Annotated in this window: 17 protein-coding genes; 9 read left to right on the forward strand and 8 right to left on the reverse strand. The window is 61.3% G+C overall.

Annotation, left to right across the window (positions count from 1 at the left end):
- Positions 1 to 54 precede the first annotated feature (54 nt).
- From KZJ38_RS27365 to KZJ38_RS27385, 5 genes are all read left to right on the forward strand, one after another.
- A complete protein-coding gene (locus tag KZJ38_RS27365) occupies positions 55 to 435 on the forward strand; it encodes a VOC family protein (protein WP_219803099.1) in 381 nt (126 codons plus the stop codon).
- A 213-nt stretch (positions 436 to 648) separates the two neighbouring features.
- Positions 649 to 1,326 carry a tripartite tricarboxylate transporter TctB family protein gene (locus KZJ38_RS27370; RefSeq protein WP_246642037.1) on the forward strand — a complete coding sequence of 226 codons (678 nt, stop codon included), beginning with the start codon at positions 649 to 651 and terminating at the stop codon, positions 1,324 to 1,326.
- A 10-nt stretch (positions 1,327 to 1,336) separates the two neighbouring features.
- Positions 1,337 to 2,890, forward strand: a complete 1,554-nt coding sequence (locus KZJ38_RS27375; protein WP_219803100.1) for a tripartite tricarboxylate transporter permease — start codon at positions 1,337 to 1,339, stop codon at positions 2,888 to 2,890.
- 35 nt (positions 2,891 to 2,925) lie between these two features.
- Positions 2,926 to 3,501, forward strand: a complete 576-nt coding sequence (locus KZJ38_RS27380; protein WP_246642038.1) for a chromate transporter — start codon at positions 2,926 to 2,928, stop codon at positions 3,499 to 3,501.
- On the forward strand, positions 3,494 to 4,030 hold the full coding sequence (locus KZJ38_RS27385) for a chromate transporter (protein WP_219803101.1): 537 nt from the start codon (positions 3,494 to 3,496) through the stop codon (positions 4,028 to 4,030). The genes KZJ38_RS27380 and KZJ38_RS27385 overlap by 8 nt, the downstream gene beginning before the upstream one ends.
- A gap of 21 nt (positions 4,031 to 4,051) precedes the next feature.
- Here the strand turns inward: KZJ38_RS27385 and KZJ38_RS27390 are convergent, their stop codons facing one another.
- A complete protein-coding gene (locus KZJ38_RS27390; protein ID WP_219803102.1) occupies positions 4,052 to 5,440 on the reverse strand; it encodes an MmgE/PrpD family protein in 1,389 nt (462 codons plus the stop codon).
- Between the two features lie 206 nt (positions 5,441 to 5,646).
- Between KZJ38_RS27390 and KZJ38_RS27395 the strand changes: the two genes are divergently transcribed.
- The 3 genes from KZJ38_RS27395 (at position 5,647) to KZJ38_RS27405 (ending at position 8,416) form a co-directional block, all read left to right on the forward strand.
- Entirely contained in the window at positions 5,647 to 6,945 is a 1,299-nt protein-coding gene (locus tag KZJ38_RS27395) for an MFS transporter (RefSeq protein WP_219803103.1), read from the forward strand.
- On the forward strand, positions 6,942 to 7,697 hold the full coding sequence (locus KZJ38_RS27400) for an SDR family NAD(P)-dependent oxidoreductase (protein WP_219803104.1): 756 nt from the start codon (positions 6,942 to 6,944) through the stop codon (positions 7,695 to 7,697). The genes KZJ38_RS27395 and KZJ38_RS27400 overlap by 4 nt, the downstream gene beginning before the upstream one ends.
- A 119-nt stretch (positions 7,698 to 7,816) precedes the next feature.
- Positions 7,817 to 8,416 carry a LysE family translocator gene (locus tag KZJ38_RS27405; protein WP_219803105.1) on the forward strand — a complete coding sequence of 200 codons (600 nt, stop codon included), beginning with the start codon at positions 7,817 to 7,819 and terminating at the stop codon, positions 8,414 to 8,416.
- A 187-nt stretch (positions 8,417 to 8,603) separates the two neighbouring features.
- Here the strand turns inward: KZJ38_RS27405 and KZJ38_RS27410 are convergent, their stop codons facing one another.
- The 7 genes from KZJ38_RS27410 to KZJ38_RS27440 form a co-directional block, all read right to left on the reverse strand.
- Positions 8,604 to 9,734: a phosphatidylinositol-specific phospholipase C1-like protein gene (locus KZJ38_RS27410; RefSeq protein ID WP_219803106.1), complete on the reverse strand. Its 1,131-nt coding sequence runs from the start codon at positions 9,732 to 9,734 to the stop codon at positions 8,604 to 8,606.
- An 86-nt stretch (positions 9,735 to 9,820) separates the two neighbouring features.
- Positions 9,821 to 12,202, reverse strand: a complete 2,382-nt coding sequence (locus KZJ38_RS27415) for a GH92 family glycosyl hydrolase (RefSeq protein ID WP_219803107.1) — start codon at positions 12,200 to 12,202, stop codon at positions 9,821 to 9,823.
- A 15-nt stretch (positions 12,203 to 12,217) separates the two neighbouring features.
- The gene (locus tag KZJ38_RS27420; RefSeq protein ID WP_219803108.1) at positions 12,218 to 14,473 is read right to left on the reverse strand and encodes a TonB-dependent receptor; all 2,256 of its coding nucleotides are present in this window, start codon (positions 14,471 to 14,473) and stop codon (positions 12,218 to 12,220) included.
- Positions 14,474 to 14,568: 95 nt separating this feature from the next.
- Positions 14,569 to 15,333 carry an energy transducer TonB gene (locus tag KZJ38_RS27425; RefSeq protein WP_219803109.1) on the reverse strand — a complete coding sequence of 255 codons (765 nt, stop codon included), beginning with the start codon at positions 15,331 to 15,333 and terminating at the stop codon, positions 14,569 to 14,571.
- 33 nt (positions 15,334 to 15,366) lie between these two features.
- Positions 15,367 to 15,759 carry an ExbD/TolR family protein gene (locus KZJ38_RS27430; protein ID WP_219803665.1) on the reverse strand — a complete coding sequence of 131 codons (393 nt, stop codon included), beginning with the start codon at positions 15,757 to 15,759 and terminating at the stop codon, positions 15,367 to 15,369.
- Positions 15,759 to 16,319, reverse strand: a complete 561-nt coding sequence (locus KZJ38_RS27435) for a MotA/TolQ/ExbB proton channel family protein (RefSeq protein WP_219803110.1) — start codon at positions 16,317 to 16,319, stop codon at positions 15,759 to 15,761. Before KZJ38_RS27435 ends, KZJ38_RS27430 begins: the two co-directional genes overlap by 1 nt.
- A 428-nt stretch (positions 16,320 to 16,747) precedes the next feature.
- Positions 16,748 to 18,394 carry an MFS transporter gene (locus KZJ38_RS27440; protein WP_219803111.1) on the reverse strand — a complete coding sequence of 549 codons (1,647 nt, stop codon included), beginning with the start codon at positions 18,392 to 18,394 and terminating at the stop codon, positions 16,748 to 16,750.
- Between the two features lie 151 nt (positions 18,395 to 18,545).
- Between KZJ38_RS27440 and KZJ38_RS27445 the strand changes: the two genes are divergently transcribed.
- On the forward strand, positions 18,546 to 19,451 hold the full coding sequence (locus KZJ38_RS27445) for a LysR family transcriptional regulator (protein ID WP_219803112.1): 906 nt from the start codon (positions 18,546 to 18,548) through the stop codon (positions 19,449 to 19,451).
- The last annotated feature ends 65 nt before the right edge of the window (positions 19,452 to 19,516 follow it).

The raw sequence follows: 19,516 nt of genomic DNA on the forward strand, positions 1-19,516 counted from the left end.
CCTCTTAAGCTCTTTAACCTTTAACCCGCAGTACCCAACGCACTGGAGAAGCTTATGTCCCGCATCGTTCACCTCGCAGTCAAAGTCGACGACCTCGAGGCGGCAACCCGTTTCTATACCGAAGTGTTCGGCTTCCAGGAAGTGAAAACGGGCCGCAACCGTCAGCATATTTCGCGTCATATGACCGATGGCCACATCGATTTCACGCTGATGAAGTACGACAGCGAAGACTCGCACGAAGCGCAGATCGCAGGGCCGGGTCCGCGTCTGCATCACTGGGGCGTGACGGTTGACGACCAGGAAGCGGCGGCGGAAAAGATCCGGCAATACGGCGGCGAGATTCTGTCGGCGAAGGGCGAAGGCGCGCTGAAATTCCGCGCGCCGGACGGCACCATCGCCGAGGTCGTGAAGCCGGGCCGCTATAACGAAAAATAAACTGGCACGTCACGCATAACGGGGAGGCGGCGTCGCGCCGCACTCCGTTCGAGCGTCCTCTCGCGGCCGCCGCGCACAAACCGCACTGTCATGCCGCAATCGTGGCGGACAGGCGGCAGCGCGACCGGCGTACCTCACAGATTCACAACTGACCGTTGCCGCGGGTTGCGCCATCGTATGCACCCGCTCCGGCCGGTCAGTGCTGGAGGAGACATGAAGAGCGTGAAAGGCGATGTCTGGCTGGCGATCGTCGTGATTGTCGGCGCAGCCATTTACCTGTACCTGGACCTGCAGTTGCCGGAGGTCAGACTCAGCGACCCGCTTGGGCCCAAGGCATTTCCCGCGCTGGTCGGCGTCGGGTTGATTTCATCTGCACTGCTGCTCCTGTTCGAAGGTCATAGCAAGGCGCGTCATGCGGCGCATCCGGAGCGGATAGAAAGCGGAAAGGATACCGAAGCGAACGCACAGAAGCAGCCCGACACCGTCACGCCGCGATTTGCACTCGAGGCACGTACCGATACGTCTACCGCGCGTTACGGCCAGGAATCCGGGACGGCAGCAGCGACTGCAACTGCAACAGCTACAGCGAGCGGTAACGAGCACGCCGATTCGCATGCAGACGCCGCCGACTCCAGCGACGCGAATCCAAAAAAGCTCCCGCGCTACGTGCTGGTCGGCATGCTGCTATGGACCGTTGCCTATTACTTCTGCTTCGACCGCGCAGGCTATCTGCTATCGACCACGGTATTTCTTCTAGGTCTGCTCAGCTACTTCAACCGCAAGCGGCACAAGACCAATTTCGCGGTCGCAATCGGCGTTGCGGTCGTGCTCGATCTGCTTTTTTCGCAGTTGCTTAGCGTTCCGATGCCGCAAGGCATCCTCCCATTCTGAGGCGGTCGCAATGGATAGTCTGCAAGGCATTTTGCACGGGCTCGCAATCGCCGCGACGCCGACGCATGTTCTGTACACGCTGGCCGGCGTGTTTATCGGCACGATGATCAGCCATCTTCCGGGTATCGGACCGTCGGCAGGCATCGCGTTGCTGATTCCAGTGACCTTCGGTATGGACCCGATGTCCGCGCTGATGATGCTGACCGGCATCTACTACGGTTGCATGTACGGCGGCGCGGTCACGGCGATTCTGCTCAATACACCAGGTGACGCGGCGGCCGTGATGACGGTGCTCGACGGCTATCCGCTTGCGCGCAAAGGCCGCGCGGCGGCCACGCTTGCGATCGCGGCAGTGAGCTCGTTTATTGCCGGCATGATCGGCGTGACCGCGCTGTCGTTCGTGGCCGCGCCGCTTGCGGCCGTCGCGCTTCACTTCGGGCCGACGGAATATTTCGCGCTGATCTGCTTTGCGTTGTCCACGGTGAGCGCGCTCCACGGCAAGTCGCTAGCGAAAGGGATGATCGCGGTATTTATGGGCTTGGGGCTCGCCACCGTCGGCATCGATCTGCAAAGCGGTGTGCCGCGCTTTACGCTCGGCTTTACCGAATTGCTCGATCGCGTAAATTTTCTGGTCGTCGTGGTGGGACTCTTTGCGATTGCCGAAGTGAGCCGCATGGTCGAAGGCACCTTGGGCGGCACACTGCATACGGTGCGCGTCGAAGGAAAGCTCTGGTTTACGCGCGCCGAGTGGCGACGCGCAAGGCCGGCGATTCTGCGCGGCTCGTCGGTCGGCTTTCTGTGCGGCGCGGCGCCGGGTCTTGGCGGCACGCTGGCCGCCATGCTGTCGTATGTGCTCGAGAAGAAGCTTTCGAAGCACCCCGAAGAGTTCGGCCACGGCGCGATCGAAGGCGTCGCGGCGCCGGAAGCGGCGACCAACGCGGATACCTGCGGCGCCTTTGTGCATCTGCTTGCGCTCGGTGTGCCGGGCTCGGGCGCGACCGCGGTGATCATGGGCGCTTTCATCATGTATGGCCTGCAGCCAGGTCCAATGCTGTTCCATACGAATCCCGACATCGTGTGGGGGCTTATTGCGAGCATGTACGTGGGCAATATCATGCTGCTCGTGCTGAATTTACCGCTGGTCGGCATTCTGTCGCGCATTCTTTATGTGCCGCCCGGCATTCTGCTTTGCGTGATTCTCGCGATCGCATCGATCGGCGTGTTTTCGTTCAATAGCGACACCTTCGATCTTTATCTCGCGCTCGTGTTCGGCATGCTTGGCTACGCGTTCCGGCGTTTCGACATTCCCAAGGCGCCGCTGCTGTTTGGCCTGATTCTGGGCCATACGCTCGAGCAGTCGTTCCGTCAGGCACTGACGATCTCCAATGGCGACCCGACCGTCTTCGTGCGCAGCCCGATTGCAGCCGGCTTGCTTGTGTGCGCAACGATCAGCGTGAGCGCGTCGGTATGGAGCCGCCGCAAGCCGCGCAACGTCATACAGCAGGCGAAGGAAGAAGCCGACGAACAGATTGCCGAGCACCACCTCGTGAACGGCCGCCACTGAACGAAGCCCGACCTAACGGTCGACGAGGCATAACCATGGGAATGGAGACTGCAACGAATCCCGATGCGCGCCAGGTGTCGCTGCTGCAGATCATTGCGCTCTTTGCGCGTGTCGGGTTGACGAGTTTCGGTGGAGGCCTCTCGGCGTGGATTTATCGGGAAGTCGTGACGCAGCGCGGCTGGCTCAAAGACGAGGAGTTTCTCGGCGCATTGACGCTGGGCCAGATTCTGCCGGGCTCGAACGTGGTGAACCTGTCCATCTATGTCGGTCATCGATTGCGAGGCCCGCTCGGAAGCGTGGTGGCCGTCAGCGCATTGCTCGTTCCGCCGATGGTGGTCGTCGTGCTGTTCGCGAGCGTATTTCACGCATTCACGCAGCTTGCCGCGGTCCATCGCTTTCTCGAAGGCGTCGCGGCGGCCGCGATCGGCATGACGGCGTCGGTCGGCCTTCGCACGGCTCGTGCGGCAATCGCGGTGCAACGTTGGCCAGTGCTGCTGATCGTCGCGGTGTTTGTTGCGGTTGGCGTGCTGCGTTGGCCGTTGGTGCCAGTCGCGATCGTTGCGGGCGCAACCGGTTTGCTGATTTCCGCGAGGATCCGGGCCCGTGCGTGAAAACCTTTATTTGCAGCTGATCGCGGTATTCGCTCCCCTGTCGTTACTGTCGATCGGCGGTGGGCAGAGCATTGTTGCGGACATCGATCAGCAGGCTGTGGTCATTCACCACTGGGTGACGCAGCAGCAATTCGTGGATCTGTTCGCGATTTCGCGCGCCGCGCCGGGACCGGGCGCGCTGCTGACAACATTGATCGGCTGGAAAGCGGCCGGCTGGACCGGTGCGCTGATCGCGTCGCTGGCGCTTTTCGTGCCATCGTCGCTGCTCGCGTATGCGGCCGTGCTTGCGTGGAGCCGGCACAAGCGGCACCCGTGGCACGCGATTGCCGAACGCGGCCTCGCACCGGTTGCGACCGGGCTCATCCTGTCCAGTTCGTTGACTGTGCTGCGCGCCGCATCGGCGACGTGGGTGATCTGGGGCCTCGCGCTGATCGCGCTAGGCGTATTTCTGGCGAGGCCAAAAATGAATCCGTTGATTGTTCTTTTCTGCGCCGGGCTCGCGAATGCCCTGGCCGGCAGGATTCTATAGATGACCTCGCAAACGCGCGTGCTATTGCCGGAACTGTGCCGCATCCTCGAGCGTTGCAGCATCGAACGCCTGAGAGAACCAGCGCTGCGCCGCATGCGCAAGCGGGTCGTTCCATCCGCCGTATTTGGCATTATCGGCAAACTTCGCGTTCAGGGCCTCAGGCGAAAGCGGTTCACGCGCGCCGCCGCGCATATGCGGCTGGCGCAATTCCAGCACGCTGCCATCCGCTAGCGTCGCCCGCAAATGGCCCGTGAAATTCTTCGGATATTCGTTATCCGGATCGATCCGGTAGCGAATCTTCGCGGCGAGTTCGAGTACCGCCGGGTCATGAATGCGCGCATCGGTGAACTGCTCGAAGCCAGCCTTACGATCGAAGAAGCCGACGGCCATGCAATACGGCGTGCTGAACTTCGCAGCGTAGGCGGTGGGCGGACGGTGCTTGACCGCGAGGTCTTCCCACAGTCGATGCACGGTTCCTTCGCCGACGTCGCACACGATTTCGCGGATCTGTGCGGCCTTCACGCCGCGCTCCGCGAGCGCGATCGCGCAGTCGATAAACGGCTGGGTCATGGTTCCGCATGCATACGGTTTGAATGCGATCGTGTCCATGATCCAGCTCTGCCCGAGCCCGTCGAGCACCGGCTCGAAATTGGGCGGGCGCGATGGCGCGAATGCCTTGAAGAAACCGTGACGCCCTTCGAGCACCGTGCGCGGACCATCGAAGCCGCCACGCGCCAGCAACGCAGCGCGAATACCGGCCTGCGCCGCCCAGCCCGCGTGCATGCGCTTGGTCGACGTGCCTTCGGCGAGGTACTCGATGATGCCCGAGGCCATGCTGCCCGCGATGCCGAGTGCCGACGTCGCCGTGCGTGCATCGAGCCGCAGCGCAGCCGATACGCCGGCCGCCGCGGCCAGCGCGCCGATCACCGCGGTCGGATGAAAACCGGCCGAGTGGATCGCGCGCGGTGCGACGAGACTCAGACGGCACATCAATTCCGCGCCCGCGGCAATGCCGCGCAGCAATGCATCGCCGCCGAGCTGCTCGCGCTCGCACACCGCCAGCACCGCGGGCACGACGACCGCGCCGGAATGCACGGGGCCGCCTTCGAACGTGTCGTCGTAATCCTCGCCGTGTGCCGCGGTGCCGTTGATCAGCGCCGCGTCGTATGCGTTGAAGCCGCCCGTGTGACCGAATGCGGTGCAGCGTCCGCCGGGCTCGGTCGAAGCGAGGATCGCGCGAATGTAGCTTTCCTCGCGACCGGCCACGCACAGGCCCGTGACGTCGAGCAGCAGCATGCGAGCAGCCTTGACCGTCGAAGTCGGAAGGCGCGCCGCGTCCATTCCCGCGATCCAATTTCCAATCTGATCAGCGATGCTTACTGATTTGTCAGCAACGGTATCGGTATTCATGCTTGGTCACACTCCGGCCTGGATGGCTTTGAAGGGTTCGTGCTTTACGTGAGCGAAAGGTCATCGTGACGCTTGCAAACTGCAGAATGTCGACAATATACTTAAAACACGTTTGACGTACAAGCCGAAGTGAACGCCGAAAGTCGAAGTCGAACCGAAGTCGGAGACAAGCCCATGCGCTCGAGCAACCGTCGGGGTGACGTGTGATGCAGAAGACGAATATGTTCAAAGGCGCGACAGGCCGCGTGTTCATGCTGATCTGCGCGATGTATTTCATCGAGTACGTCGATCGCGTGAATCTGTCGGTTGCTGCGCCGCTGCTGAAGTCCGAATTGCATCTGAGCAACACGCAGCTCGGTGTCGCGCTTTCGGCATTCGGGTATTGCTATGCGACGTTCCAGATCATCAACGGCTACCTCGGCGACCGCATCGGGCCGCGCCTCATGCTGGCAATTTCCGGGCTGCTGTGGGCGATTGGCACGCTGACGACCGGCGTAGTCGGCGGGCTTAGCACGCTCGTGTTCGCGCGCATGTGCGTCGGTCTCGGCGAAGCCGGCACGATTCCGAATGCGACGCGCGCCATGACTAACTGGGTGCCGGCGCCGAAGCGCGGCTTTGCGCAAGGTTTCACGCATGCGGCTGCGCGCTGTGCGGCAACCGTCACACCTCCGCTGTTAGTGGTGATGTTTCCGGTGCTCGGCTGGCGCGGCTCGTTTATGGCGCTCGGTTGCGTGAGCCTCGTCTGGGTGACGGTGTGGCTGTTCTACTTTCGCGACGATCCGCGCACGCATCGCGGCGTGACACGAGCGGAAATCGACTTTCTGCCTGCATATGTGGGCCCGCGTCATCGCACGGCTGTGCCCTGGTGGCCCTTGATCAGGCGCATCATGCCCGTCACGCTCGTGTTCTTCTGTCATGCGTGGACGCTTTGGCTTTATCTGAGCTGGTTGCCGAGTTTCTTTGTCGGCGAATATGGCATCGAGCTCAAGCATTCGGCGCTGTTCACGTCCGGCGTATTTCTCGCTGGTGTAGTCGGCGACACGGCAGGCGGCATGTTGACCGATGCGATCTATAAACGCACTGGCAACCTGAACCGCGCGCGCCGCGATGTGATCGTCTGCGGCTTTCTCGGTTCGCTTGTGCTGTTGTCGTGTGTGCTGTTCGTGCGGAATACGGCCGTGATTACGCTCTGTCTTGCCGGCGCGCTGTTCTGTCTCGAAGCCACGGAAGGGCCGATCTGGGCCGTGCCGATGGATGTGGCGCCGGCCTTCGCAGGCGTCGCAAGCGGATTTGTAAGCACGGCGGCGGGCTTAGCCGCGATCGTTTCGCCGCTCGCGTTCGGCATCGTCACGGATATGACGGGCAGCTATCGCGTGCCCTTTGTGATGTCGATCGTGCTGTTGCTGATCGGCGTGGGTCTGGCATTCTGGATTCGTGCCGACCGGCGCGTGCAGTCTTCAAGCGAATCCATTACTTCAACGCAGTCACTGGAGGCTCAACCATGAGTGCAGCACCGCGCGAACGCGTTGCCGTTGTTACCGGCGCCGCTCGCAACATCGGACGGGCGATTGCGCTCGAACTTGCCGCGGCAGGGGCGACGGTGGTCGTCAACGCGCGTAGCTCCGCCGCTGAAGCGGCCGAAACGGTCCGCGCGATCGAGGCGGCCGGCGGACGTGCGGTCGTGGAGCTTGCCGATGTGAGCGCGCCCGACGGCGCGCAGGCGCTGATGAAGGCCGCCGTGGAGCGCTTCGGCCATATCGACGTCCTCGTGAATAACGCCGCGCTGCGGCGTGAAGTGCCGTTCGAGCAGCTCGACTGGACCCAGTGGCGCGAAGTAATGTCGGTGATTCTCGACGGCGCATATCTGTGTGCGCGGGCCGCGTTGCCGCATATGATCGGATCGGAAGCGGGCGCGATCGTGAACATCGGCGGGATGTCGGCGCATGCCGGGTCGGCGGGGCGCGCGCATGTGATTGCGGCCAAAGCAGGGCTTGTCGGCCTCACGCGCGCGCTTGCCCATGACCTGGCGCCCGACGGTATTACGGTGAACTGCGTAGTGCCGGGTTTGATCGCCACGCAGCGTGGTGGAGCGGCGGGCAACACGGAACCTGCGCATCACGCCGAACGCAAGACTTTGCTAGGACGTCGAGGCACGCCCGAAGAAGTGGCCGATGTGGTTGCGTTTCTTTGCAGCGACAAGGCTCGATACCTGACCGGTCAGGTGATTCACGCGAACGGCGGCGCGTTTCTTGGTTGAATTGGTTTCACGCTAAGGAGATATACTTCGCGGCGGCATGGGATTGCTAAACGATTGCTAAAGCACTCGGCGCCCCTGGAAATGCATCTGGACCCACGCGAACTATAAATTCAAAAAGCATGATTCCCTTATCTAGCCTTTACGCCTGCCTGTTTGCAGTATTCCTCGTTCTTGTGATGCCAGGCCCGACTAACACGCTACTCGCGGCGGCGGGCCTCGAACATGGCTTTCGCCGTGCGGTCCGGCTGACCGTCGCCGAATGTTGTGGATATCTGATCGCGATCTCATTCTGGGGCATGTTTCTGCTCGAACTCGCACGTGCAGTGTCCTGGCTGCCATGGGCAGTGCGTCTTGTGAGCGCGTTTTACATTGCCTGGCTTGCGATTCGCATGTGGGGCGCCACGCTCGATCTCGCGGGCGGGCAGCGCCGAACCGTCAACATGCGAACGCTTTTTGTCGCTACGTTGCTCAATCCCAAAGCGATCCTGTTTGGTGGAACGATTTTTCCTGCTGCTGCGTTTGCCAGTTTGACGGGCTACCTCGAAGTGATGGGGGCCTTCGTTGGCTTGCTGTTTCCGATTGGCTCGCTATGGGTAGCAGTGGGCGCGCAATTGGGGAAGGGACGGCTTGCATGGCTTAAGCCGGCGTACGTGTTGCGCGGAGCGGCGATTGTGCTGGGGGCGTTTTCGGTGACGGTGGCGTGGTCGGCAGTGCACTAAGAAACAATTCAAACAGAACTCGGCATGTCCAATTTTTTGCTCAGCCGTGCAGCGTATTTCCTGATGAAGAAGAAAGAGGCGACGCAATAGGTCGAGCTGATTTTTCAGCCCGGCCTATCGACAGCCGTGTAGCGCCGGATCACGCCGGCCCCGGTTGAACCGTTACGGTAAGGGTCACGTATTCAACTCAATGCGCCCCGATCTCCGAATCCTTGCAATCAGCCGCCGCATTCACCGGATCGCACCGCGCCACCGACTCGCCAGGTAACGCAACCTTAAACCCCGTCGACGCAGGCTCCGCAGCCGGATAGTCCGTGCTGATAATCTGCGCGCCGCTATCAAGAGCTTCATCCCGCCGCGTCGTATCGTTGCGCATCGCTTCAATCGTGCCGTCGTCGGTTCTGGTTCGGATCAGATAGCCGTCGCGCACGAGTTGCTGGATTTGCGCGACGTCAGGCGTATTAACCTCGATAAACGCGCCGTCTGCCGCCCCCGGCGTCGAATTCGTAAACAGCACGCGTCCCTCAAGCGACGGATGACCGTCGCGATAAATCGCGGCCAGCTTCGGCGGATCAAGCAGGAACACAACCTTACCGCGCGCCTTTTCAAGCGTCGGCCAGCCGTTGTGCGTCACCGCATCGTTAAGCGTGGCATGCGTGCCGCGAACATCATCGGGCATGACGATTTGCGAACGCTTGAATACCGACAGAATCGCATGGTCGAGCGCATCGAAGGTCGCGCGATCGAATGGCTCCGGCGACACGGTAGGCAGCGGCCATTTTTTGGTTAGCGGCTTTTGCTTGGGCTCGATCAGAATAAACAGCGGTACATGCCCCGGGTTCGCAGCAGACCATGCGCGAATCTCCCGCAAACAGGCGCTAAACGGCTGGCACGTGCTGCGATAGTCGACATCCTGGATATGCATCACCTTGAAGCCGGGCTTTCGCATCAAATGCTGCGGATCGAACGGCGGATCGGCCGGTAGTCCGGCAGCCTTCACCATTCTCGGGCCGGCAGGGTTGGCATATAGGCCGCCGTTCTGATCGCTGAAAACGTCGAGTTCGAGTTGTCTGACGCCGCCCGTCAGCTGCGTGGTCAGCGAAGGGTGCTTGTATCCGAGCTTCTTCAGGTCATCGGGATGATGCATTTCCCAAATCTTCGTGTCGCTTGGTGCGATGCCGACGTGGTAACTGTTGTGCGTGCCGATCACCTGAATCTGGTTCATGCGCACGGCGTTGTCGCCGGTTTGCGCGAGACAGAGCATCGGCGCGAGCGCGAACGCGCCGGGCATCAGGCATTTGAAAAAAAGCGATTTCATCGAAGCTTCCTGTGGTTGAGCGATTACCGCTCAGTGATCGAGTGAGTGATCGAGCGAGTGATCGAGCGAGTGCTCGAGTTAGCGCTTTAGCGCGCGGCGGATGAAGTCGAGCTCGCGCTTGTACCCTGTGTCGCCGCAGCCGCACAAAGCGGCGACTGTGGATCGGACATCGACGGCGGCGGCACACGCGTGCCCCAGTCCGTCGGTACCGGTCCCATCGTCAATTCCAGCGTCCCGCCGTCGGCGATCTGCGCATGGCGGAACCACGCGTTATCGAGCGGCTTGCCATTGAGCGTCGCCGACTGCACATAGCGGTTCAAACGCTCGCGATCGAAATTTTTTGTGACGATCCGGAACACCTTGCCCGACGGCATGTCGATTTCCGCTTCGGGAAAACTCGGCGTGCCGATCAGATAGACATCCTGACCCGCATTCGGATAAAACCCGAGCATCTGGAACACGAGCCACGATGACATCGCGCCGGAGTCGTCGTTGCCCGGCAATCCGGCGCGCGAAGCGCTGAACTGTTTTTCGAGCTGATCGACGATGCGATCGACGGACTTGTCGGGTCGGCCGGCCCATAAATAAAGCATCGGCAGCAAAAAGCCGGGCTCATTCGACATGTCGAAATGCTTGCGGTTGAAAAGCGTATCGAGACGATGAACAAAAGCCTCCTTGCCACCCGATATCCGTATCAAGCCGCGCACGTCTTGCGGCGCGTACAGCGAGTACGTCCAGATATCGCCTTCATATTCGAAGTTGGGCCAGGTGCCGCGTATCGTCAGATCGGGCGGCGCCCAGCTGCCGTCCGGATTACGCGGGCGTATGAAGCCGGTCACGCCGCCGGTCGAAAGGCTCGTGTCCCACAGGTTGGCCCAGTTGCCCGCGCGTGCCGCATAGCGCCTCGCCGCCGCGGTGTCGCCGAGTCCGCACGCGAGTTCGGCGATCGCGAAATCGTCATAGGCGTACTCGACTGTGCGCGATCCCGACCGTTCGTCGGCGTCGGTCACATAGCCTTTGCTGTTGTAATCGATGAGGCCGCCACGGCCTTCCATGCGCGCGTCGGCGGGCGGCACTTCGGCGTCCTTTTTCATGGCCGCGAATGCGGCGCGGTAATCGATACCCGTCATGCCCTTCACGTATGCGTCGGCCACCACCACGTCCGCGTTGCTGCCGCCCTGCGTGCGACCGCTCGTATTGCCGCTGCGCGCGTCGGGCATATAGCCTTCATGCCGGTAAATGTCGATCAGCGAGCGGATCGCGTCACGCTGACGATCGGGCGCGATCAGCGTGAGCAGCGGCCCCTGCGAGCGGAACGTGTCCCAGATCGCGTAGTAGTCGTCGTAGTACGGTTCTTTCGACTTCCACAGCGGATTCTCGCCGGTACGATCCGACGGCAGCAGTAACGCGTGATAAAGGGCGGTGTAGAACTGGCGGCGCTGCGAAACGGTGGCGCCGTCAATGCGAATCGGCGATAACGCCTTGTCCCATGTAGCGGTTGCGGCGTCGCGCACGGTGTCGAACTGCCATCCCGGCGCTTCAGCGGTTACGTTGCGGCGTGCCTGCTCTTCGCTGACAAATGAAATGCCCACCTTGAGCTGGATCACTTGTCCCGCGCCGGTGGTGTAGTCAAGCGACGCGCCGAGCTGCGAGTCGCCTTCAATCGATGCGTGCCTCGCTGAAGTGATCGATGCGCCGGACCATGTGTGCGCATCTTTGGCAGGTGTGTCAGAGACGAGGTAGAAGTACACGCGGTATTCGCCGCCTTCGTTCCATCCACCCCGATAGCGGCCCACACCCGCCACTTCGTGGTCGGACAGCACATCGACCTTGCCGCCGACGAACTGCTGCGATTCGGCGCCGTTGCCGTGATCGAGCAGATGAGCGACGTCGACGGTGATATGCGCGTCGTCGCTTTGCGGGAATGTGTAGCGATGCAAGCCGACACGGCGTGTCGCGGTCAACTCGGCAAGCGTGTCGTAGCGCGTCAGCCGCACACGGTAGTAGCCGGCACTTGCCTCTTCATCGGCCCGCGCGGACTTGATGTCGCCGGGATTCAATGGCCCGGTCACGGGCGCGACGAGTATATTGCCGTACTTGCCGGAGCCGCCGCTCAGATGCAGATGGCTGAAGCCTTTCACGAGGCCGCTGCTTGCATAGCCGCCGCTAGCGGGTTCGCCGTCGAAATTTTCGACGTCGGGGCCGAGCCTGACCATGCCGAAAGGCAAGGTTGCGCCGAGAAAGACCTTACCGCCGGTATCGACGCCAAGGTAGGGATAGACCGCGCTGGCGGGTCCCGACGTTGCCGTTTCGTGCGACGTGGTTGGAACGCCGTAGGCGTCGCCGGTCGCGGTCTGCGCGAGCGTCGCCGCGCTTACGCTGCCTGAATACGCAAAATACAGCGCCGCCGCCGCGAGGCAAGCCTTCGCCCGAACGCATCTGAGTGACGCTAAAAGTGAGCAGTTCATATCAAAGCGACCCAATCAGAAATACACCGTTGCCTGCAGCGTGAAGTTGCGCCGCGGCAGGAAATAGAAGGTCGGATCGACCGCCGCGCCATTGCCTTCGGTCGCGGTGCGCCGATTGAACAGGTTATCGACGAGCAATTGCAGCTTCAGCCGCTTCTGATACCGGAAGCCGAGCACCAGATCCGAGTAGTAGTACGCGGGAAGATTCACGTTCGGGTTCTTCGGGTCTTCGCCGGAACCCGTGAAGCGCGTGCCGACGTACTTGGTCAGAAACGAACCGAAGAACGGCCCGCGGTCGTAAAGCACGCCGAACAATGCGGTCGAGCTAGGCGCATTGGCGATCGTCAGACCCGTCGTCTTCGACTTCGCGCTGTTCAAACTGCCGTTGACCGTTACCGCGAAACCGTGGCCGATCTGATACGTGGCCTCGGCCTCCAGACCCTTGTAGATCACGCCGCCCTGGTTGAAGAACACCGGCTGGTTCGTCACGCCGTCGACGGTTTCGAGCCGGCTGTTGATCTCATTGGCGAAGTCGATGTAGTAGCCGTCGAAGTCCGCTGCCAGCCGGTCGCTCTTGTAGACCACACCAGCCTGGTAGTTCAGCGTTTTTTGCGGATCGAGCGGCGCCTGTTGCGGCGCGAGGCTTTGCAACACGCTAACGGGCGGCGCCTGAAAACCCATCGCCCACGATGCGTACACCGACACCGGCGGTGCGATGCGATAGTTCGCGGTCACCGAGCCGAGGTCTGCGCTATACGATGCGCTGTTATTCAAGGCGATAAAGTTTTGCAGGCCATCGAAGCTGCGATTGAAATTGATGTGCTTGTAGCCCGGCGTGATGGTGAGCCCGGGCAGCGGCTTCCACTCGAATTCGAGGAAGGTCTGCGCGGTGTTGGTCACTGCGAGGTTGTTGTTGACGAGCGAGCCCTTGCCCGGGTTCGTCAGAAATTGCACCGGTGTGTTGGTTCTCAGGTCGACGTCCTGCTCGAACTGGTTGATCCGCGCGTGTTCGAGCCATGTGCCCGCGCGAATCGTCGTCGAGAGCCAGCCGCGGCCGACGTCGCCTTCGATCTTGAAGATATCGCCCCAAGAACGGTACTGGCTCAACGATTGCGTGCCGGGCACGCCGCTCGCGAGATTCACCGAATTGGGCGTGCGCAGCGTCGGGTCCAGACCGCCGAGGCCTTCGTCGGACAGCGCGTACGTGTACACCTTGTTGTCGATCCGCACGACGCCGAGGTCGCTTTGCACGCCGATATATTCAAAATCAGCGCGGCGGTGATCGGTGTTGTAGCCCGCGAACGCCTGCGAGTTCGGATCGGCATTCAGGTTACCGAAGTCTTTGCTGAAGCGGTTCGCCGTTTCGGTCGTGATCTGCGAAAACGTGTTCCAGATCACGTCGCTGACGCTCGAGAAGAGCGTCACCACCGTGTTGTCGCCGATCGGCTGTTCGACCTTGAACGACCAGTTATTACGGCGGAAATTCGCGTTTTCGATCAGGCCGTTGGTGCGCGTATGGTCGAAGTTGAGCTGCGCGGTCGTGCCGCCTGTCTGCGAAATCACGCCGGTGTCGAGCACGCCGCCTTCCTCCCACGACGCGCCGGTGCCGATTGCGCTAAAGAGCCGGCCGCCAGGTGTCTGCGAAGGCGTTTCCGAAAACAGCGAGATGGTGCCGCCGAAGGTCGCGTTGCCCACCGTGCTTGCCGTGCCCGGCCCGCGATCGATCACGACATGATCGAGCACGGCGGCCGGAAAGAACGACACCGTCGCGTGCCCGAACGCGCTCGGGTCACCGAATGGAATGCCATCCCACGTCACGTTGTACTGGCCGTCCTGGAAGCCGCGGATCGTGCCGCTCTTGCTCGAATAGCCGGCACCGTTCGGCGTGGCATTGACGACCGAAGGCGCATATTGCGCGATCGCCAGATAGTCGGAGTTCGGTTGCGCGATGTTCCGGATCAGATTCTTGTTTAGCACCGTTTGCGGCTGAATTTCGGTCAGCGATGCCTGCGTCGGCGCGATCAAGGGAGCGGTGTTTGCATGCGCGTTGGGCGCATTCGGGTCGTTGCTCTGCGTATCAGCTGCGCCGGTGGCGCCGACCGTCCCGAGATCGAGGGGTTGGCCCGAGGATTGTCCCGCGGTTTGAGCGGGGGGCTGACCGGCGGGTTGACCCGGCGAGTTTGCAGGAACAGTCGACGACGAAGCGGGTTTGTCCTGCGCATTCGCGTTGAGCGCGAATGCCATGAGCGCGAGCGAGGCTGTGAGGCGCATGACGACTCCTTGCCGGACGGCAATAGGGAAGTGGGTGCCGCTGTGACGCGGCGATAGGAACTGGCGTGAACCGCCGGGCGACTTGCGTCGTGCGGTCAGGAAGACGGTGCGAAGGTCACGACAATCTCGAGGTTCAGCAGATGACCCTTGAGTTCGGGCGGAGGGTCCGGAAACGCGGCGCTATTGAGTGCCGTCAATGCGGCGTCGTCGAGCATGCGCTGCCCGGACGATTGCACGACATGCGGGTTCGAAATCGTGCCGTCCTGATACGCGAAACCGAGCCGGACATGCCCGGTAAGCCGCATGATTCGCGCGGCATTCGGATAGCGGACGGCGGCCTGCACGGCATCGCGCAAGCGTGCCTGGAACAGTGCGGATGGTTTGGCATCCGAATGGCTTGCCTGCGCTTGAGGCTGCGGTTGAGGCTGTTGCGGCGACGCATCGACGGGAGGCGCGGGCGTTTCCGGTGCCTGGTCATGCGCCTGCTCGGGCTGCGCTGGGGTATCAGCAGGCGCGGGCGCCTTCGGCAACTCCGGCTTTGGCGCAATGGGATTCGCGTTCCGCTTAGGCGCCACGGGTTGCTTCACCGCGCGCGGCGGCGGCTTCACCGGCACCGGCGGCGTGGGCGGCGCTGTCTTCGCGGCAGCCGGCGGCGGCGCGGGAGGCGTTGGCGCGGGTGCCGCTGGCGCCAGCATGACCTTGATCGGCTCGGGCGGCTTCGCTTTTGGCCTGATCTCCTCGCGCTTGAAGAGCCCAGTGAGCGCTGCGAGAATCAGCGCCTCAATGACGAGCGAAACGACGAAAGCTTCGCCGAGTACCGTGCGAGCTCTCGCCGGCTCCGGCTGTTGCAACGTGCTCATTTCACGATTCCAGTATTGCGGTCGGCCGCATGTTTATTGCTGCACTTTGGCGGCCAGAGAAATCTGCGTGACGCCTGCAGTGCGGCATGCGTCCATGACAGCCATCAGGCTTTGCACCGACGTGCCCTGATCGCTTGCAATCGTCACGGCCGTTTTGGCGGGGTCGTTGGCGGCGAGTTGATGGGAAAGTTCAGGCAACGCAACCGGCTTGCCGTCGACCAGCACGCTGCCGTTCTTCAGCAGAGCCACGAGCACCTTCGGGTGCGGCACTTCCGTGGCGGTCGAGCTATGCGGCAATTGCGAAGCGATGCCGCTGCTCGGAATCATCTTCAGCATTGCGATCACGAAGAAGACGAGCAGGAAGAACATGATGTCGATCATCGGCACGATCTCGATGCGTGCCTTGCGTGGCTCGAGGTAGCGCATCACGCATGACTCCTTGCGCTCGATCCGTCGAGACGGTTGATCAGCATCGTCTTTAGCGTTTCCATGTCGTGCACGAGCATGCGAACGCGCGTCTGCAACGCATTGAGGAAGATCAGACCGACAATCGCGACCAGCAGTCCGGATGCGGTCGCGACCAGCGCTTCCGCGATACCGCCGGTGATCTGGGTGGGTGCCGTGCCGGGCTGGCCTAACACCTGAAACGAGTTGAACATGCCGATGATCGTGCCCAACAGGCCGAGCAGCGGCGCCAGCGTGACAGCGGTGTCGAGCAGCCACAGCGAACGGTCCATTCTTGGAACTTCGAGAAGAATCGCTTCTTCGAGCCTGTCGCCAAGCCGCACGTGATCGCGCAGATCCGGAAAGTTGAGTGGCACGCGTAGCACGCTCGCAAGCGGCTGGCGCTGCACGCTGCGCAGCAGGTTACCTAGCTCATTCAGGTCGAGATGATTGAGCGATTCGACTCGCTTGATGACGAGATGACCTTTTTCTCTAAGCCGCGCAAGAAACCACGTGCGTTCGAGACTAATTGTGAGGGTCATCAGAAACAATAGCGGCATAACGAACAATATGCCGCCGGAAGACATGGCGATATTAATCAGATTGCTGAAAGACAATTGACTGCTCCGGCTAAAGAAGTAACTTGCAAAAGGCTTGGTGAATCGAAACCCAGATATTGGACATGTGCCGAACAATTCGAGGGAAGTTAGAGGGGGTGTGTTTCAGGTTTGTGTCGGTGGCCTACCGGCCATTTCGATGTCGCACCATTTTTTTATTTTTTTGAGTCGGATAACTGATTGATTGGAACTTTAAGGGGCGCTTTGCTTTATTAGCTCATTGCTTTGTGTGCTGGCGTGTTTAGTTCGTGCGCAATCTTATTTTAGTTAATGACTGAATGCGCAGAATGGCAATAGATCGACGCGGCGCATAAAGGGACTTATGGCCGCAAATCGATCGGAGAAGGAAGCGTTTAGTCGGATTTGCACACTTTGCTTCGTGAGGTTGAACGGACCTTGGCGAGCATGTTAGTTGCCACCCTGGTCAGGAATCTATCCTTCCTGGCAACAACCGGATGACGTACACTCGCATTCGCTTCGCGCGCCGAGCGACCGTCAAACGCGACAACGCTAAAAAACGTCAAGACCCAGGCACCGGTCATGCCGTACAACATCACGAGACGGAAGCCATGCACGAGCGCCGCATGAACGATCACGCCGTGCGGATCGGCGGCCATCAGTTCGACGCTGCTTTGCGAGAGCTCCGCGATCGCGCCGGCAGCAACTTTTTCCGCAAGCAAGCGCAGCGAAGCGACATCGGAAATATCGGGCAGTGCGCGCGAGAGCGAGGAAAGCACGCCTTCGAGCAAGACAAAACCCATGAGTGCGATATTGATGGCGAGGCTGATCAATCTCGCGCTCATATCGATGCCCGAAGCCATACCCGCGCGGTTTGAAGACACGGAGCCCGTAGCGGTATTCGTGACGGGCGTATTGGTCAGGCCGAGCCCGATCCCGCACGCCAGGCAGCCCGGCAACATCGTGATCCAGCTGGCGTGGTCGGCGCCGGTTCCGAGCCTCATCAGCAGGAAGCCGAGGCCGATGGTGAACATGCCGAGCGGAATGACGCGGCGCGCTTCGAACCGGAGCGCGAGACGCTCAGCAAACGGCGGCACCACCAGTGTCGGCAACGTATAGGCAAGTAGCGACAGTCCCGCCTTTACGCTCGTATAGCCGAGCGCGCCTTGAAAATAGATCGGCAGGTAGATCATGAACGGCCAATAGCTGAAGTTCATGCCCATCGACCCAAACATCGCACCCGAAAACGGACGAATCCGGAACACCGAAAAATCGAACATCGGCCGAGGGCTGCGCTTCTCGACATAGAGGAATGCCATGAAACTCGTGGCCGTGCCCGCGATGATGCTCCACGCGACGACGCTGTCGAATCCGAGGGCGGGCCCTTGCGTAATCAGATAAACAAGGCCGAAAGTCGATGCCGATAGCGTGACGACACCGGGCACATCGAGGTGCTGCGCATGCGGGTCGCACGATTCCTGCACACCGGCGAAGGCGAGACCGAACGCGACGACCGAGACCAGCGTGTGGACGAGAAACACCCACTGCCAGTTGGCGATCGCGACGATCATGCCGCCGATAATCGGCCCGAAACCCAGCCCGATGCCAAAGATAATTCCCCATGCGCTAAACGCCTTACTGCGTTCGCGTCCTTCCTGAAACTGATGCGACAGCACAGCGACCTGGCAGATAAGCATCGCGCCGCCGCCCATGCCTTGAAGAAACCGGCTGACGATCAGCACGGGCGCGTTCCACGCAAGCCCGCAAACCAGCGACGTGACCGCGAACATCACGATGCTGGCCATATAAACGCGTTTGCGCCCGAAACGGTCGGCGAGCGCCCCGGTAGCCATCAGCACGGTGGTGCACGCGAGCGTGTACGCATTCATGATCCATTGAATTTCCTTGAAGTCGGCATGGAGCACATGCTCGAGCGTGGAGAGTATGGTCGGCACACTCGATATTTCGAGCCCGAACATCAGCGAAGTCAGGCAAACCGTGGCGAGTGCAACGGCATTTTGAGGATGGCGAAGTAGTGTCATGGGTATCGAAGGGAAAGGGATTCTTGTGAACCGCATGCACCGAACACAACAGCAACGGTTCAATCAGGAATACGTCGGATGTACTATATCGGGAATGCAGTTCCCGATTGACGCTGGTTTTTCCCTTCAATTGTTCCTGTTGGGACCCAATATGACGGACAAGCTCGATGGCGTGGCAGTCTTCGTGCAAGTGGTCGAAGCGGGCAGCTTCACGCTTGCGGCCGAGCGCATGCATCTCACGCGCTCGGCAATCGGCAAGGTGATCGCGCGGCTCGAAGGCCGTCTCGACGCGCGGCTACTCCATCGCACGACGCGCACTCAGACACTCACGGAAGCGGGGCAGGCCTATTACGACCGATGCGTACGGGCGCTTGCCGAACTCGACGCCGCCGAAGCCGAACTCGATAGCGGACATAGCGAGCCGCGCGGCCGTTTGCGCGTCAGCGCGCCGCTCGCGTTCGGCCACCATTGCGTCGCGCCTGTGTTGTTCGGTCTCGCGCGCAAGCACCCCGCGCTCCAGATCGACATTTCGTTCACCGACCGTGTGGTGGACCTCGTCGAAGAAAACATCGATCTGGCGATACGGATCGGCGAACTGCGCGACAGCACGAGCCTCGCGGCACGCGGCCTCGGCGTTCAGGATCTCAGTATCGGGGCCGCGCCGTCGTATCTGGCGCGGCATGGCATGCCCGTCGATATCGACGATTTCGCGGGGCATGTGGGCATTGCTTACTCGCGCGCGGGTGTCGTATCGCCATGGCGCATGCGCGACACGGATGGCGTCGAGTGGGAGCTACCGATCGAGTCGAAACTGAGCATGGACGATATCCAGGCGATTGCGGGAGCCGGCGTCGCCGGGCTGGGGCTCGTGCAGGTGCCGTGCTGGCTGCTGACGCGATATATGGCGACCGGCGAACTCGTGGCAGTAAGAGAGCGTTGCGGCGTGCGACCGATGGATATTCATGCGGTGTGGCCGAAAACGCCGTACTTGCCGTTGAAAACGCGTTATGCAATTGATGCGCTCGTGGCGGAAATCCCGGCGATGAATCTGGGTTGAGAGGATGCTAGCGAGCTCAGCAATGCACGCGACACCCAACCCAACGCCATGACAGCACGCAAACC

Origin of the sequence: Paraburkholderia edwinii (assembly GCF_019428685.1) — a bacterium.
GTDB classification, from domain to species: Bacteria; Pseudomonadota; Gammaproteobacteria; order Burkholderiales; family Burkholderiaceae; genus Paraburkholderia; species Paraburkholderia edwinii.